We start from the raw sequence: 12,381 nt of genomic DNA, 5'->3' as shown, positions 1-12,381 counted from the left end.
GCCTCAGGCCTCGATGATGTGGGGCACGAAGCGGGCGAGGTTCTTGGTCACCACGCTGTCGTCCTCGCGGATGCCGATCCCGGCCGGCTCGGCGCCGACGATCCAGGCGCCCACCACCGGGCGCTTGCCGTCGAAGTCCGGCGGCGGGTGATAGGCCTGCAGGATCGCCCCTTCCGCCCCATAGCCCTGGTCCAGCACCGGCTCGTCGCCGCCGACGATCTCCACATTGGCGCCCTCGCGGGAGAACAGCGGCTTGCGCACATGGCGGGGCCCCAGGGCCGAGGCCGCCGGATCGCCCTCGAAATAGGCCTCCAGCAGGTTGGGGTGGCCGGGGTGGCGTTCCCACAGCAGGGGCAGGATTCCCTTGTTGGACAGGATCGCCTTCCAGGGGGGCTCCAGCCAGCGGACCTTGGCGGTGGCCAGGTGCGCGGCGTAGGGCTCGCGCAGCATGTCCTCCCAGGGATAGAGCTTGAAGGCCGCCTGCAGCAGCAGGCCCTCGCGGTCGGCGAACTGACCCTCCGCGTTCACCCCGATGTCCAGCATGGCCACGAACTTCGGGTCGAGCCCCGCCTGGGTCGCCAGGTCCTCGAAGAACCGCACCGTCTGCCGGTCCTCCACCGCCTCGGCGTCGCTGGCGAAATGGACGAAGCCGCCCGTCGGGAACAGCGTCTTGAACCGGTCGCGCAGGGCCTCGAACAGGCTGTTGAACTGGTCGGTCCCCGGCGGCAGGGCGCCCGAGGCCAGCAGCTCCTCCAGCCACAACCACTGGAAGGTGGCGGCCTCGAACACGCTGGTGGGGGTGTCGGCGTTGTACTCGTAGAGCTTGGGCTTGGCGCTCCCGTCATAGCCGAAGTCGAAGCGGCCATAGAGAGAGGGCTCCTTGGCCCGCCAGGCCCCGGCCACGAAATCCCAGTGGGCGGCGGGAATGGCCAGCCTGGTCAGCAGTTCCTCGCTGCGCGAGGCCTCGTCCACCAGATCCAGGCACAGCTCGTGCAGCTCGGCGGCCGCCGGCTCCAGGTCGTCCTCGACCTCCGCCAGGGTCAAGGCGTAGGCCGCGCTCTCGTCCCAATAGGCCTGGCCATCGGTGTGGTGGTAGACGAACCCCACCGCGTCGGCCTTGTCCTTCCAGTCGGGGCGGGGCTCCAGGGTGAGGCGGCGCACCCCCTACTCGTCTCCGGACTTGGCCGCGGCCTTCTGTTCGATCTGCAGGGTCGGCGCGGGCGCCGACAGGCGGGCCAGGACGTCGTCGGCCGAGGATTGGCCGGGCCCGATGCCCGCCAGCCGCAGCTTCTCGTCCAGATCCGCGCCGGTGCGCATGTCCTCCAGCTCGGCGGCCGCCTGGATCCGCTCGCCGCGGATGGCCTGGCGTTCCTTGATCCGCGCCAGACTGTCGGCCGCCGATCCCAGGGACGAGCCGGCGCCGGCCCCGCGGGCGGCCACGGAGGCCTGGGCGCGCTGGACGGACTCGTTGACCTTCACCACCTCCACCTCGCGGCGCAGGGTCTCGATCTTGCGGTCGGTGGCGGTGATGGCCGCGTGCAGCTGGTCCTCGGCGACGCGCATGTCGGCGATCTGCGGCTCCTTCTGGGCCACCTGGGATTCCAGGTCGGCGATCCGCTGGGCCACCTGGCGGGCCAGGTCCATGTCGCCCTTGGCCACCGCCGCGCGGGCCGAGCTCTCGTATTTGAGGGCCTGCTCGCGGAAGCTGGCGACCTCCTTCTCCAGGATGCGCCGGCGGGCCACCAGGGTGGCCATGTCGTCCCGCGCCTTGCCCTGGGCGGTGTCGGCGTCGCGGATCTCCTGATCCAGGATCTTCAGGGCGTTGGCGTCGACGACGCCGGCGGCGGCGTCATGCGCGCCCGCGCGGCCCAGGGTGAACAGCTTGCGCCAGATGGTCATGGGTGAGGCTCCAGGGGCTTGGGGTCAGGCGGCGGGGGAGAAGGAGGCGCGCAGGTCCGAGGCCGCCTCGATGGCGTTCTCGGCCAGCATGCGCAGCTCGATCAGGATGTCCTCGAGGCTCGAGGTCGTGGCCAGCTCGCCGAACAGTTCGTAGAAATCGCGGCCCGCCACGGTGGTGATGCCGAAGTTCGACAGCGGCACCAGCTTCTGGGCCTTCAGCAGGAACTCGTTGAAGGCGTGGCGGTCGGCCTGCTCGTCCACCGGCCAGAGCAGGACCGAGGCGGCGATCTGCTGGTCGCTGACGCTGACGAAGATCTCCAGGTCCCCGGCGTCGGCCATGGTCACCAGCAGCACGGGATCGGCGCCCTCCACCACGCGGGCGGCGAGGGCTTCCCCCTCCTTGGCGGCCGCGTCCAGGGCGGTCTTCAGGGAGCGAACAGTCCAGGCGGTCTGCGTCATCAGGCGATCCTTCGGTGGTGACAGGTTCATACAAGATGGGTGGCCGGGCGCCAGCCGTCGAGGGCGAGCTTCACCCTTTTGCGCGGGCGCGCGCCGTCCTAGATAGAGGGCCAGTCTTCCTGCGGGTCAGCGTCATGTTCGGTAAGCTCTTCGGCCGCAAGGAGGCCGCCCCGGCCTCGGCCTTGCCGGCGATCCGCAATGTCACCCTGGGCCGCACGGTCTGGCTCGACACCCTGGCCTGGCGCCGCCTGGGCTCGGAGCGCCGCTTCCCCCTGGACCGCGACACCCTGGAGATCACCGCCCAGGGCCTGGTGGACCTGAAGGACGGCGGCTTCGTCCATCGCTTCTACACCGACGACCACGCCATGTTTCAGGCCGTCTCCGACGACCGCGAGGGCCAGAGGATCAACGACGTGACGATCTTCGTGCCCTGGGAAAGCGCCTATCCGGGCTCCCGCGCCGACCGCGAGGCCTGGGGCGAGCGCCTGCGGGCCCGGACCTTCACCGCCTCGGGCCTGCCCGACTACACCCGCTTCTGGTTCGGCGACGAGGCCGAGAGCCAGGACCCGGTGACCTTCTGGGAGGACCTGCACGACGACCGCGACGGGGTCCCCGACCGGCGGATCTTCCAGACCTGCATGCTGTTTTCCCGAGAATTGCCGGGCGACGCGCGCGAGCTTCTGCTAGCCATCGAGCAGGAGACCGAGGACGGCGAGGTGTCGTTCGAGGTCATGCTCGGCGTCCCCCTCGAGGTCGGCGAGTTCAAGGCCTGACCCTGCTGGAGCACGACTGAGATGTTCGACCTCTATGGCTTCGCCGCCAGCGCCGTGGCCTTCCTGATCGCCTTCGTCGCCGCGGGCCTGTTCACCCTGGCCTTCAAGGTCCTCTACCAGTGGGTCACCCCCTACAACGAGGCCAAGCTGATCCGCGAGGGCAACACCGCCGCCGCCATCGCGCTGGGCGGCGCCCTGCTGGGCTATGTGATCCCGCTGGCCTCGGCGCTCTCCCACACCATCACCCTCATCGAGTTCTGCGCCTGGGCGGCCCTGGCCGGCGTCATCCAGATCGCCGCCTTCACCCTGATCCGCATGATGGTGATGAAGGACGTCAGCGCCCGCATCGAGCGCGGCGAGATCGCCGCCGGGGTCTATCTGATGAGCATCTCGCTGGCGGTCGGCTTCCTCAACGCCGCCTGCATGACCTCCTGAGCCGCCCATGACCGCCCCCCGTCCGCGCAAGCGCTCCAGCGCCGTCACCCTCACCGGCCTGATGGCCGGTTCGGCCATCTCCATCTCGGCCTGCGACAACACCCCCGCCACCGGCCAGTGGGAGACTCCCCCCGCCGTCAGCGCCGGCCGGTCGGTGGACGCCGCCTCCTTCGAGAGCCTGGGCGCCTGCGAGGCGTCCGGAACCTTCACCGCCCTGCAGTGCCGGACGGCCTTCCAGGACGCCCAGAAGGCCAGCGCCGAGAACGCGCCGAAGTTCGCCGACCGCCAGAGCTGTGAGGAACGGTTCGGCGTCGACGAGTGCGTGCCCCGGCAGGGCCAGGGCGGCAGCTTCTTCACCCCGCTGCTCACCGGCTTCATCATCGGCCAGGCCATGAACAACATGGGCGGCTATCGCGGCGCGCCCATGTATCGCGACCGCGACGGCGGCTATTACGGCGGCGGCGGCTATCCGGTGTCGCGCGACTATCTCACCGGCCGCACCCGGGTCAGCGCCGACAGCTTCGAGGCCCCCAAGGCCGGCGCTCCGGCGCGGGTCCAGAGCCGCAGCTCCATCATCTCCCGCGGCGGCTTCGGCGGCGGCTCCCGCTCCTTCGGGGGGTAGACCCCTACTCGGCCAGCAGGGCCCGCGCGATCCGGTCACGGGTGTAGGGCAGGTCCCGCAGCCGAGTCCCCAGGGCGTGGGCCACGGCGTTGCCGATGGCCGCCAGGCAGGGCCCCAGCGAGATCTCCCCGATCCCCTGCGGCGGCGCGCCGGGCGGCACGATCAGCTCGACGTCCACCGGCGGAACCTCGTCGAAGCGCAGGATGGGATAGTCGTCCCAGGTCACCGAGGCCACCCCGGCGCCCTCCAGCTTCACCTGCTCCTTCAGGGCCCAGCTCGCGGCCATGATCATGCCGCCCTCGATCTGGTTCTTCGCCCCGTCCGGATTGATGATCAGGCCGGCGTCGGCGACGCACCACAGGTGATCCAGCCGCACCTCCTCATCGACGCTCACCCGGGCCGCCACGGCCACGAAGGCGCCGTGGTCGCGGTGGCGATCATAGCCGAGCCCCAGGCCCTGCCCCTCCCCGCCGGGCCCGCGCGCCTCCCAGCCGCAGACCGCGCCGATCCGCTCCACCACCGCCCGGGCGCGGGGCTCGCTCAGCATCTCCAGCCGGAAGGCCAGCGGATCCTTGCCCGCCGCCTGGGCCAGTTCATCGAGGAAGCACTCCCCGGCATAGGTGTTCACCGGCCCGCCCAGCCCTCGCAGGGACGAGGTGCGCACCGGCGAGTTGATCACCAGGTGCTCCTTCACCCGCACGGCGGGGATGTCATAGGAGGGCACGGCGTTCAGCCGCCCGCCGAAGGCCGTGGCCTGGTTGGGGGGCGGCAGGTCCGGCGGCCCCTGGGGCAGAGCCGTCTCGATCAGGGTGCGGCCGCGATTGACGTGCAGGTTGGTCCAGATCTCGGTGGTCCAGTCGGCCAGCCGTCCGGCGGCGTCCAGCTCGGCGGTCATCTCCACCTGCATGGCGGTGCTCACCGGCGAGTGGCCGAACTCGTCCTCGCGCCGCCACTGCACGCGGATCGGCGCGCCGGGCCTGCGGCTGGCGATGAAGGCCGCGTCATAGGCCGCGTCCTCCGCCCCGTTGTGGCCGTAGCAGCCCGCCCCCTGGGCGTGCTCCATCTGGATGGATTCCGGCGCCAGGCCGGTGATGCGGGCGATGTGCATCCGGGGCGGATAGACCCCCTGGGCGTGGGTCCAGACCCTCAGCCGGCCGTCCTCGAACCAGGCGATCCCGCAGGAGGGCGACATCGACGCGTGCGCGATATAGGGCCGCGAATAGGCCGCCTGCAGCCGGCGGCGGTTGGAGGGTCCGCCCACCGGCGCCCCGGTCTCCAGCTCGGTTGAGGCCATATCCTTCAGAGACGCCGCCTCCGTGACCTCGGGCGGCAGGTCGCGGGGCGTGTCCCAGCGCGTGGTCGGTTCGGCCGCGGCGTGGGCCCGCGCGGCGGCGGCCTCGCTGGAGGAGATGAAGGCCACGAAGGACCCCTCGGTCAGGATGTCGAGATCGGCGTCGCCGGCCGCCTTCCAGGCCGCGGCCTCGTCGAGGAAGGCCAGCCGCGCGCTCGGCCCCGGCTGGCGCAGAACCCGCGCGTGCCGCATCCCCGGCAGGACGATGTCCTGGATGAAGCCGCCGCCGAACATCTTGGCCGGCAGGTCCAGGCGCGGGGCGCTGGTCCCCACCAGCCGGTGCTGGTCCTGGGACTTCCAGCGCGCGGTCCCGCTCGGCGGCTGGGCCAGGTCGATGGTGGGCGCCAGCGTCCAGTAGGTCTCCCCGCTCGGGACGCCGTCCAGCCGGAAGGCGCCGTCGCGGATGTCGATCTGGCCGGGCGCGCAGTCGAGCCGCCGGCAGGCCTCGGCCACGAACAGGGCGCGCACCTCGGCGCAGGCCGCCCGCACGGAGGCGCCGGACACCTCCACCGACATGGAGCCCACGGTCATCCCCTCGTCGGGCACGGCGCCGGTGGCCGCATTGGCCACCTCCACCTGAGACATGGCCACGTCCAGCTCCTCGGCGGCGATCTGGGCGAGCGCCGTCAGCGCGCCCTGGCCGTACTCCACCTTGCCGAAGGCGATGCGGACGACGCCCGGCGCGGGGAACCCGACCCAGCGGTCGAGGCTGGGATTGGCCTGCAGGCTGGCGGGGATCATCGGGCCTTCTCCCCGGTCATACGGGACGCCGCCAGAAGCACCGCGTCCATCACCCGGTTGTGCACGCCGCAGCGGCACAGGTGCCAGGCCAGGGCCTGCGCCACCTCCTGCCGCGTCGGGTTCGGATTGCGGTCCAGCAGCCCCTTGGCGCCCACCAATATGCCCGACAGGCAGAAGCCGCACTGGCCGGCCTGCAGCTCCAGGAAGGCGGTCTGCAGCGGATGGGGCGCGTCCGGCGTCCCCAGCCCCTCCACCGTGACGATGGCCTTGCCCTCGAGGTTGCCCACCTCCAGCTGGCAGGCCGCAACATCCTGGCCATCCACCAGCACCGAACAGGCCCCGCACTGGCCCGTCCCGCAGCCGAAGCGCGGCCCGGTCAGACCCAGCTCATTGCGCAGCACATCCAGCAGGTTGTCGGTGGGCTCGGCGCCCACCTCCGCCAGCTCGCCGTTGATCATCAGGTCCATGGTGACTCCCTTGGTGAAGGAGAACACGAACTGACGGAACGGTACAAACTCGGTGTCATCCCGGCCGCGGCGAAGCGGCGGGCCGGGACCCAGAGACGCGGGGCGTGCCGGAGAGATCGGTGCGTCTGGGTCCCGGTCTTCGCTGCGCGAAACCGGGATGACCGCTTGGGGGAAAGCCGGAAAGCTCGGGGGCTACTCGGCCTTCGCCGCCGCCTCCCACGCCAGGACCTCCGGCGTCGCCAGCAGGCGCTCGACATAGGCGCCGGCCGGACCCTCGGCCTTGATCCCATAGGTGCGGAAGCGGGTCGCCACCGGCGCATAGAAGGCGTCGGCGATGGACCAGTCCCCCAGCAGGAAGGGACCGCCGAACCGGTCCAGCAGGTCGTTGAACAGTTCGGTGATGCGGGCGACGTTCTTCAGCGTCGCCGCCGAGAGCTCCGCCTGGCGCGGCTCGAGCTCCAGGGCCATGGGGCATTCCTGGCGCAGGGCCTGGAAGCCCGAATGCATCTCGGCCGCCGCCGACCGGCCGAGCGCGCGGGCGACCGGGTCGTCCGGCCACAGCTTCGCGGCGGGGTATTTCTCGGCCAGGTATTCGCAGATCGCCAGCGAATCCCAGACCAGCAGGTCGCCGTCCTTCAGGGCCGGCACCAGGCCCGATCTGGAGAAGGGCCGGATGGCCTCGTAGGTCTGGTTGTTCTCCTGCCGCAGCGAGATCAGGGTCTCGGTGAAGGGCGCGCCGGCGCGCTTGAGGACCAGCCACGGCCGCATCGACCAGGTCGACCACTTCTTCGTTCCGATCACCAGTTCCATGGCTCAGCCCTCCGCTTGATCACGCAGCCGCTATTGGCGGAAGCGCGCGGGCGCCGTCTAGTGTCGGCAACGATCAAAAAAATCCGAGGAAACCCCCATCATGACCGAGGCGTCCGCCCCGGCCCCCATCGGCGCCACGATTTCCGAGCCCACGGTTCCCGCCGTGCCCTTGGTCTCCGACGCCTACCGCCGCTACGCCCTGGTGATCCTGCTGGCGGTCTACACGCTCAACTTCCTCGATCGCCAGATCGTCACCATCCTGGCCGAGCCGATCAAGAACGACCTGGGCCTGGCCGACTGGCAACTGGGCCTGATGACCGGCCTGGCCTTCGCCGTCTTCTACACCGTGCTGGGCCTGCCCATCGCCCGCCTGGCCGAGAGCTTCAACCGGGTCTGGATCATCGGCGGCTCGCTGGCCGTCTGGTCGGGCTTCACCGTGCTCTGCGGCCAGGCCACCAGCTTCGCCCAGCTGGTCGGCGCCCGCATCGGGGTCGGCATCGGCGAGGCCGGCTGCACGCCCACCGCCCACTCCCTGATCGCCGACTACGCGCCCAAGGAAAAGCGCGCCTCGGCGCTCGCCTTCTTCTCCATCGGCACGCCGCTCGGGGGCCTGCTGGGCCTGGCCATGGGCGGGCTGATCGCCGACGCCTATGGCTGGCGCACCGCCTTCCTGCTGGCCGGGGTGCCTGGCCTGATCTTCACCTTCGTGGTCTTCTTCACGATGCGCGAGCCCCGCAAGGCCATGAGCGTGGCCGCCGCCAAGGCCCACGCGCCGGGCAAGGGCCACTTCGCCGCCACCCTGAAATACCTGCGGGCCAAGCCGGTCTTCTGGCTGATCGCCTTCGGGGCCGCCGTGAAGGCGTTCATCGGCTACGGCCACGCCCCCTTCACCGCCTCCTTCTTCCTGCGCAACCACACCGCCGAGGTCGCCCAGCTGGCCGACAGGTTCGGCGTCGGCTCGGTGGGCTTCATGGGCCTGGCTCTGGGCCTGATGGGCGGCACGGCGGGGATCATCTCCTCCTGGGCCGGCGGCGCCATCGCCGACTGGGCCGCCAAGCGCGACATCCGCGCCTATATGAGCGTCCCGGCCGTCGCCTCCCTGATCTCGCCGATCATCTACGCCACCGCCATTCTGATGCCCTCGGCCGCCGTGGCCCTGTGGATGCTGATCCTGCCCGGCCTGCTGGGCTCGCTCTGGTACGGCCCGGTCTACGCCAGCGCCCAGAGCCTGGTGCCGCCCCAGATGCGCGCCACCTCGGCCTCCATCCTGCTGTTCATCATCAACCTGGTGGGCCTGGGCCTGGGGCCGCTGTTCGTCGGCATCCTCTCGGACGTCCTGGCCAACGGCCCGCTGCAGCTGGGCTCGGCGGGGGGCGTGAAGTGGGCCCTGATCCTGTCGGCCTTCCTGGGCCTGATCGCCACCGGCCTCTTCTGGATGGCCCGGCGCACGATCCGCGAAGAGATGGTGTCCTGAGGCGGGTCGCCTACCTGACCTGCGCCGACTGCCTGACCACGGCGGAAACGCGCAGGCCCGACGCCTATGAGCAGGACCGGGAGCTGGCGGCGATGACGCCGGCCTTCCAGGCCCGCGGCTGGTCGCTCACCGAGGCCGACTGGCGGGTCTGCGATCCGGCCCGGTTCGACCTGCTGCTGATCCGCGCCACCTGGGACTATATCGACCACGAGGCGGAGTTCCTCGCCTTCCTCGACCGCGCCGCCGGCCTGGTCCCGGTGGCCAACGATCCCGCCGTCGTCGGCTGGAACCTGTCGAAGCGCTACCTGGCCGAACTCGCCGCCCAGGGCCTGCCGGTCATTCCGAGCCTGTTCGTCGACGAACCGACCCCGGCGACGGCGGCCTTCGAGGCCTTCGGCGGCGCGGAGATCGTGCTCAAGCCGGTGGTCGGCGGCGGCGGCTTCGGCCAGACCCGCCTGACCCGCGCCCAGGCCCGCGACGTCGTCATCCCGCCAGGCCAGTTCGCCCAGCCCCTGGTCGCGGAGATCATGACCCAGGGCGAGCTCTCCTTCATCTTCGTCGACGGCGACTTCTCCCACGCAGTGCGCAAGCTGCCGGGCGGCGGCGACTACCGCATCCACATCATCCACGGCGGCGCCGAGCAGGCCCACGAACCGGCTCCCGCCGAGATCGCCGCCGCCCAGGCCTTCGTCGCCGCCCTGCCGGTCCCGGCCCTCGCCTGCCGCGTGGACGTGATCCCGACCGCCGCCGGCCTGCTGCTGATGGAGCTGGAGGCCATCGAGCCCCACCTGTTCCCCCAGTTCGGCGAACACCTCGGCGAGCGCATGGCCCAAGCCTGCGCCCGGTTGATGGGCTAGACTGCCGTCTGTCCACGATTCCGGAGCGTCCCATGCTGAAGACCGCCCTCGCCGCCCTGCTGATGGCGGCCCTCGTCGCCTGCGCTCCGACCCCCGCCCCGACCACGCCGGCGCAGGCCGCCACCTCGGACGTCGCGGCCTGCGCCGCCAAGGGCGGAACCGTCCGCCCGGTCTGCCGCATGCAGCAGCCGGCCTGCGTCATCGCCTATGCCGACGCCGGCAAGACCTGCGCCGACAAGTCCGACTGCCAGGGCCGCTGCCTCTATCGCGGCGAGGCCCCCGCCAATCCGGCCGCCGCCGTGACGGGCCAGTGCCAGGCCAATTCCGATCCCTGCGGCTGCTTCACCACCGTGGTGAAGGGCCATATGGGCCCGGGCATGTGCGTGGACTGACGGCCCGTGTGCAACGAGTACGCCCGCAAGAAGTCCCTCGACGAGCTGCTGGCCGAGTTCGCCGAGGTCTATGGCGACAGCCCGCTGTTCGCCTGGGAGAACGACCACACCCCCAACGACCTGTCGGGCAAGGCCAGCGTCCGGATCCGCGACACCGCCCCGATCTTCCGGCTGGCGGAGAACCGGCTGGTGGGCGCCATGACCCCCTGGGCCTGGCCCGGTCCCGGCGGCAAGCCGGTGTTCAACTTCGTCTCGGAGAACCGCGACTTCTCCCGCAGCGACCGCGTCCTGGTCTTCGCCGACGCCTTCTACGAATACACGGCCCCGCAGGCGCCCAAGGTGAAGCTGAAGGACCGCCACGAATTCCGCCTGGCCGGCCATGACTGGTTCTGGATGGCCGGGATCGTCAAGGACGGCTGCTTTTCCCTGCTGACCACCCGGCCCGGCCCCGACATCGCCCCCTATCACGACCGGGGGATCGTCCCGCTGGCCCCCAGGGCCGGCCTCGACTGGCTGACCCTCTCCCGCCCCCAGGCGGAGATCCTGGCCCCCCTGCCCGCCGGCAGCCTGACCCACACCCTGCTGCGCAAGGACGGCGTCGACCTGCCGGCTTGACCAAGATCATCCGTGGCCATTCGTCCATCCGATAGGGTGCTCGTCTTCCCGCGCCGGATCTCGTCCCCCATATGACCGCCAGCCCCGCAGACCCGAGCCGCCGACCCATGACCGAGGATTCGAAGACCAGCTGTTCGCAGGGGCCGGGCCCCCTGCAGGATCGCCTCAACCGCGACTGCTTCTGCATCGATGTGGACGAGGCCAGCGTCTGGCGCGCGGTGGACGAGGCGGCCGGCGGGGTGATCTCCGGCCAGGCCCTGGCCCAGGACCGGCCCAACCTCTTCTCCACCGGCCCGGCCTTCCTGTCCCAGGCGCAGGTGAGCGAGATGGAGGCGGTGGTCGCCGCCATCGAAACCGTGGCGGAGGCTCCGGCCTTCCAGGACGCGGTCCTGGCCTGGGCGCCGCAGGCCGCCCGCGCCGCCACCGGCCCGCGCGGCGCCTTCATGGGCTACGACTTCCACCTGACCCCGGACGGCCCCAAGCTGATCGAGGTCAACACCAACGCCGGCGGCGCCTTCCTCAACGCCCTCCTGGCCCAGGCTCTCCTCGCCTGCTGCCCGCAGGTCGCCGCGGTGACCGCGCCGCGCCCCCTGGCCGATTTCGAGGACGCCGTCTGGGCCATGTTCGAGGCCGAGTGGCGGCTGCAGGGCCGCTCCGGCAAGCCCGCCCTGGTCGCCATCGTCGACGAGGCGCCGGAAGGCCAATACCTCTATCCGGAATTCCTGCTGGCCCAGGCCTTCTTCGAGCGGCGCGGGGTCGAGGCCCTGATCGTCGACCCCTCCGAGCTTCGGGTCTCCGACGGACGCCTCACCGCCGGCGGCCTGCCCATCGACCTGGTCTATAACCGCCACTGCGACTTCGGGCTGGAGACCCCCCAGACCGCGGCCCTGCGGGAGGCCTATCTCGCCGGCGCCGTGGTGGTGACCCCTAACCCGCGCAACCACGCCCTGCTGGCCGACAAGCGCAACCTCACCCTGCTGTCGGATCCCGAGCAACTCGCCCGCCTGGGCGTCGCGCCCGGCCTGATCGCGGCCCTGGCGGGCCTGCCCCGCGCGCGCCTGGTGACCCCGGCCAACGCCGACGAACTGTGGGCCGAGCGAAAGTCGCTGTTCTTCAAGCCGGCCGCCGGTCACGCCGGCAAGGCGGTCTATCGCGGCGACAAGATCACCCGCGGCGCCTGGGCCACGGTGACGGCGGGCGGCTATATCGCCCAGGCCTTCGCCGCCCCCAGCGAGCGGCGGGTGCGCATCGAGGGCGATCCGCAGGTGCGCAAGATGGACGTGCGGCTCTACACCTATGCCGGCAAGACCCTGCTGGCCGCCGCCCGCCTCTACAGCGGCCAGACCACCAACTTCCGCACGCCCGGCGGCGGCTTCGCCCCGGTCGTGGTGGTGGCTCCGGAGGCGGAGGCCTGGGTGGCCGAGGACGGCCAGCTCTGCGCGCCGACTTGACCTGGCGCATGGCGCGAGGCGGCGCGGCGCCTATC

General features: G+C 71.3%; 14 protein-coding genes. 8 read left to right on the top strand and 6 right to left on the bottom strand.

From position 1 onward, the window contains the following. Positions 1-3: 3 nt before the first annotated feature. From AC1RN5_RS04130 to AC1RN5_RS04120, 3 genes are read right to left on the bottom strand one after another with little or no spacing between them, the layout of a single operon-like run. Complete coding sequence (locus tag AC1RN5_RS04130) at positions 4-1,161, bottom strand: glutathionylspermidine synthase family protein (protein ID WP_493039986.1); 1,158 nt, start codon at positions 1,159-1,161, stop codon at positions 4-6. A 3-nt stretch (positions 1,162-1,164) separates the two neighbouring features. Then, positions 1,165-1,899: a PspA/IM30 family protein gene (locus AC1RN5_RS04125; RefSeq protein WP_493039985.1), complete on the bottom strand. Its 735-nt coding sequence runs from the start codon at positions 1,897-1,899 to the stop codon at positions 1,165-1,167. Positions 1,900-1,923: 24 nt separating this feature from the next. Next, positions 1,924-2,358: a YjfI family protein gene (locus AC1RN5_RS04120; protein ID WP_493039984.1), complete on the bottom strand. Its 435-nt coding sequence runs from the start codon at positions 2,356-2,358 to the stop codon at positions 1,924-1,926. A gap of 134 nt (positions 2,359-2,492) precedes the next feature. On the opposite strand from AC1RN5_RS04120, the gene AC1RN5_RS04115 reads away from it, so the two are divergent. From AC1RN5_RS04115 to AC1RN5_RS04105, 3 genes are read left to right on the top strand one after another with little or no spacing between them, the layout of a single operon-like run. Then, complete coding sequence (locus AC1RN5_RS04115; RefSeq protein WP_493039983.1) at positions 2,493-3,131, top strand: DUF2491 family protein; 639 nt, start codon at positions 2,493-2,495, stop codon at positions 3,129-3,131. 21 nt (positions 3,132-3,152) lie between these two features. Next, a complete protein-coding gene (locus AC1RN5_RS04110; RefSeq protein WP_493039982.1) occupies positions 3,153-3,566 on the top strand; it encodes a DUF350 domain-containing protein in 414 nt (137 codons plus the stop codon). Between the two features lie 7 nt (positions 3,567-3,573). After that, entirely contained in the window at positions 3,574-4,188 is a 615-nt protein-coding gene (locus AC1RN5_RS04105; RefSeq protein WP_493039981.1) for a DUF1190 domain-containing protein, read from the top strand. Positions 4,189-4,192: 4 nt separating this feature from the next. Here AC1RN5_RS04105 and AC1RN5_RS04100 read toward each other — a convergent pair whose 3' ends face one another. The 3 genes from AC1RN5_RS04100 to AC1RN5_RS04090 form a co-directional block, all read right to left on the bottom strand. Beyond that, positions 4,193-6,280, bottom strand: a complete 2,088-nt coding sequence (locus AC1RN5_RS04100; RefSeq protein WP_493039980.1) for a xanthine dehydrogenase family protein molybdopterin-binding subunit — start codon at positions 6,278-6,280, stop codon at positions 4,193-4,195. Then, complete coding sequence (locus AC1RN5_RS04095; protein WP_493039979.1) at positions 6,277-6,747, bottom strand: (2Fe-2S)-binding protein; 471 nt, start codon at positions 6,745-6,747, stop codon at positions 6,277-6,279. The genes AC1RN5_RS04100 and AC1RN5_RS04095 overlap by 4 nt, the downstream gene beginning before the upstream one ends. A 192-nt stretch (positions 6,748-6,939) precedes the next feature. Beyond that, a complete protein-coding gene (locus tag AC1RN5_RS04090; RefSeq protein ID WP_493039978.1) occupies positions 6,940-7,557 on the bottom strand; it encodes a glutathione S-transferase family protein in 618 nt (205 codons plus the stop codon). Positions 7,558-7,657: 100 nt separating this feature from the next. Here AC1RN5_RS04090 and AC1RN5_RS04085 point away from each other — a divergent pair, with 100 nt between their 5' ends. From AC1RN5_RS04085 to AC1RN5_RS04065, 5 genes are all read left to right on the top strand, one after another. Beyond that, entirely contained in the window at positions 7,658-9,031 is a 1,374-nt protein-coding gene (locus tag AC1RN5_RS04085) for a spinster family MFS transporter (protein ID WP_493039977.1), read from the top strand. Then, positions 8,938-9,888, top strand: a complete 951-nt coding sequence (locus tag AC1RN5_RS04080) for an ATP-grasp domain-containing protein (RefSeq protein ID WP_493039976.1) — start codon at positions 8,938-8,940, stop codon at positions 9,886-9,888. Before AC1RN5_RS04085 ends, AC1RN5_RS04080 begins: the two co-directional genes overlap by 94 nt. Before the next feature lie 32 nt (positions 9,889-9,920). Further along, positions 9,921-10,280 (top strand): hypothetical protein, encoded by a 360-nt coding sequence (locus tag AC1RN5_RS04075; protein WP_493039975.1) that lies wholly within the window; start codon positions 9,921-9,923, stop codon positions 10,278-10,280. A gap of 6 nt (positions 10,281-10,286) precedes the next feature. Next, positions 10,287-10,895 carry an SOS response-associated peptidase family protein gene (locus tag AC1RN5_RS04070; protein WP_493039974.1) on the top strand — a complete coding sequence of 203 codons (609 nt, stop codon included), beginning with the start codon at positions 10,287-10,289 and terminating at the stop codon, positions 10,893-10,895. 107 nt (positions 10,896-11,002) lie between these two features. Next, positions 11,003-12,346 (top strand): ATP-grasp domain-containing protein, encoded by a 1,344-nt coding sequence (locus AC1RN5_RS04065; protein ID WP_493039973.1) that lies wholly within the window; start codon positions 11,003-11,005, stop codon positions 12,344-12,346. Positions 12,347-12,381: the final 35 nt, after the last annotated feature.

The sequence above is a fragment of the Phenylobacterium sp. GW821-FHT12F10 genome, from assembly GCF_058806695.1.
This window is presented reverse-complemented; position numbering and strand designations above follow the sequence as displayed.

Bases quoted from the DNA above. Each gene is read 5' to 3' on its own strand.
- AC1RN5_RS04125 (WP_493039985.1), bottom strand. From the start codon at position 1,899: ATGACCATCTGGCGCAAGCTGTTCACCCTGGGCCGCGCGGGCGCGCAT.
- AC1RN5_RS04120 (WP_493039984.1), bottom strand. From the start codon at position 2,358: ATGACGCAGACCGCCTGGACTGTTCGCTCCCTGAAGACCGCCCTGGAC.
- AC1RN5_RS04115 (WP_493039983.1), top strand. From the start codon at position 2,493: ATGTTCGGTAAGCTCTTCGGCCGCAAGGAGGCCGCCCCGGCCTCGGCC.
- AC1RN5_RS04110 (WP_493039982.1), top strand. From the start codon at position 3,153: ATGTTCGACCTCTATGGCTTCGCCGCCAGCGCCGTGGCCTTCCTGATC.
- AC1RN5_RS04105 (WP_493039981.1), top strand. From the start codon at position 3,574: ATGACCGCCCCCCGTCCGCGCAAGCGCTCCAGCGCCGTCACCCTCACC.
- AC1RN5_RS04100 (WP_493039980.1), bottom strand. From the start codon at position 6,280: ATGATCCCCGCCAGCCTGCAGGCCAATCCCAGCCTCGACCGCTGGGTC.
- AC1RN5_RS04095 (WP_493039979.1), bottom strand. From the start codon at position 6,747: ATGGACCTGATGATCAACGGCGAGCTGGCGGAGGTGGGCGCCGAGCCC.
- AC1RN5_RS04090 (WP_493039978.1), bottom strand. From the start codon at position 7,557: ATGGAACTGGTGATCGGAACGAAGAAGTGGTCGACCTGGTCGATGCGG.
- AC1RN5_RS04085 (WP_493039977.1), top strand. From the start codon at position 7,658: ATGACCGAGGCGTCCGCCCCGGCCCCCATCGGCGCCACGATTTCCGAG.
- AC1RN5_RS04075 (WP_493039975.1), top strand. From the start codon at position 9,921: ATGCTGAAGACCGCCCTCGCCGCCCTGCTGATGGCGGCCCTCGTCGCC.
- AC1RN5_RS04065 (WP_493039973.1), top strand. From the start codon at position 11,003: ATGACCGAGGATTCGAAGACCAGCTGTTCGCAGGGGCCGGGCCCCCTG.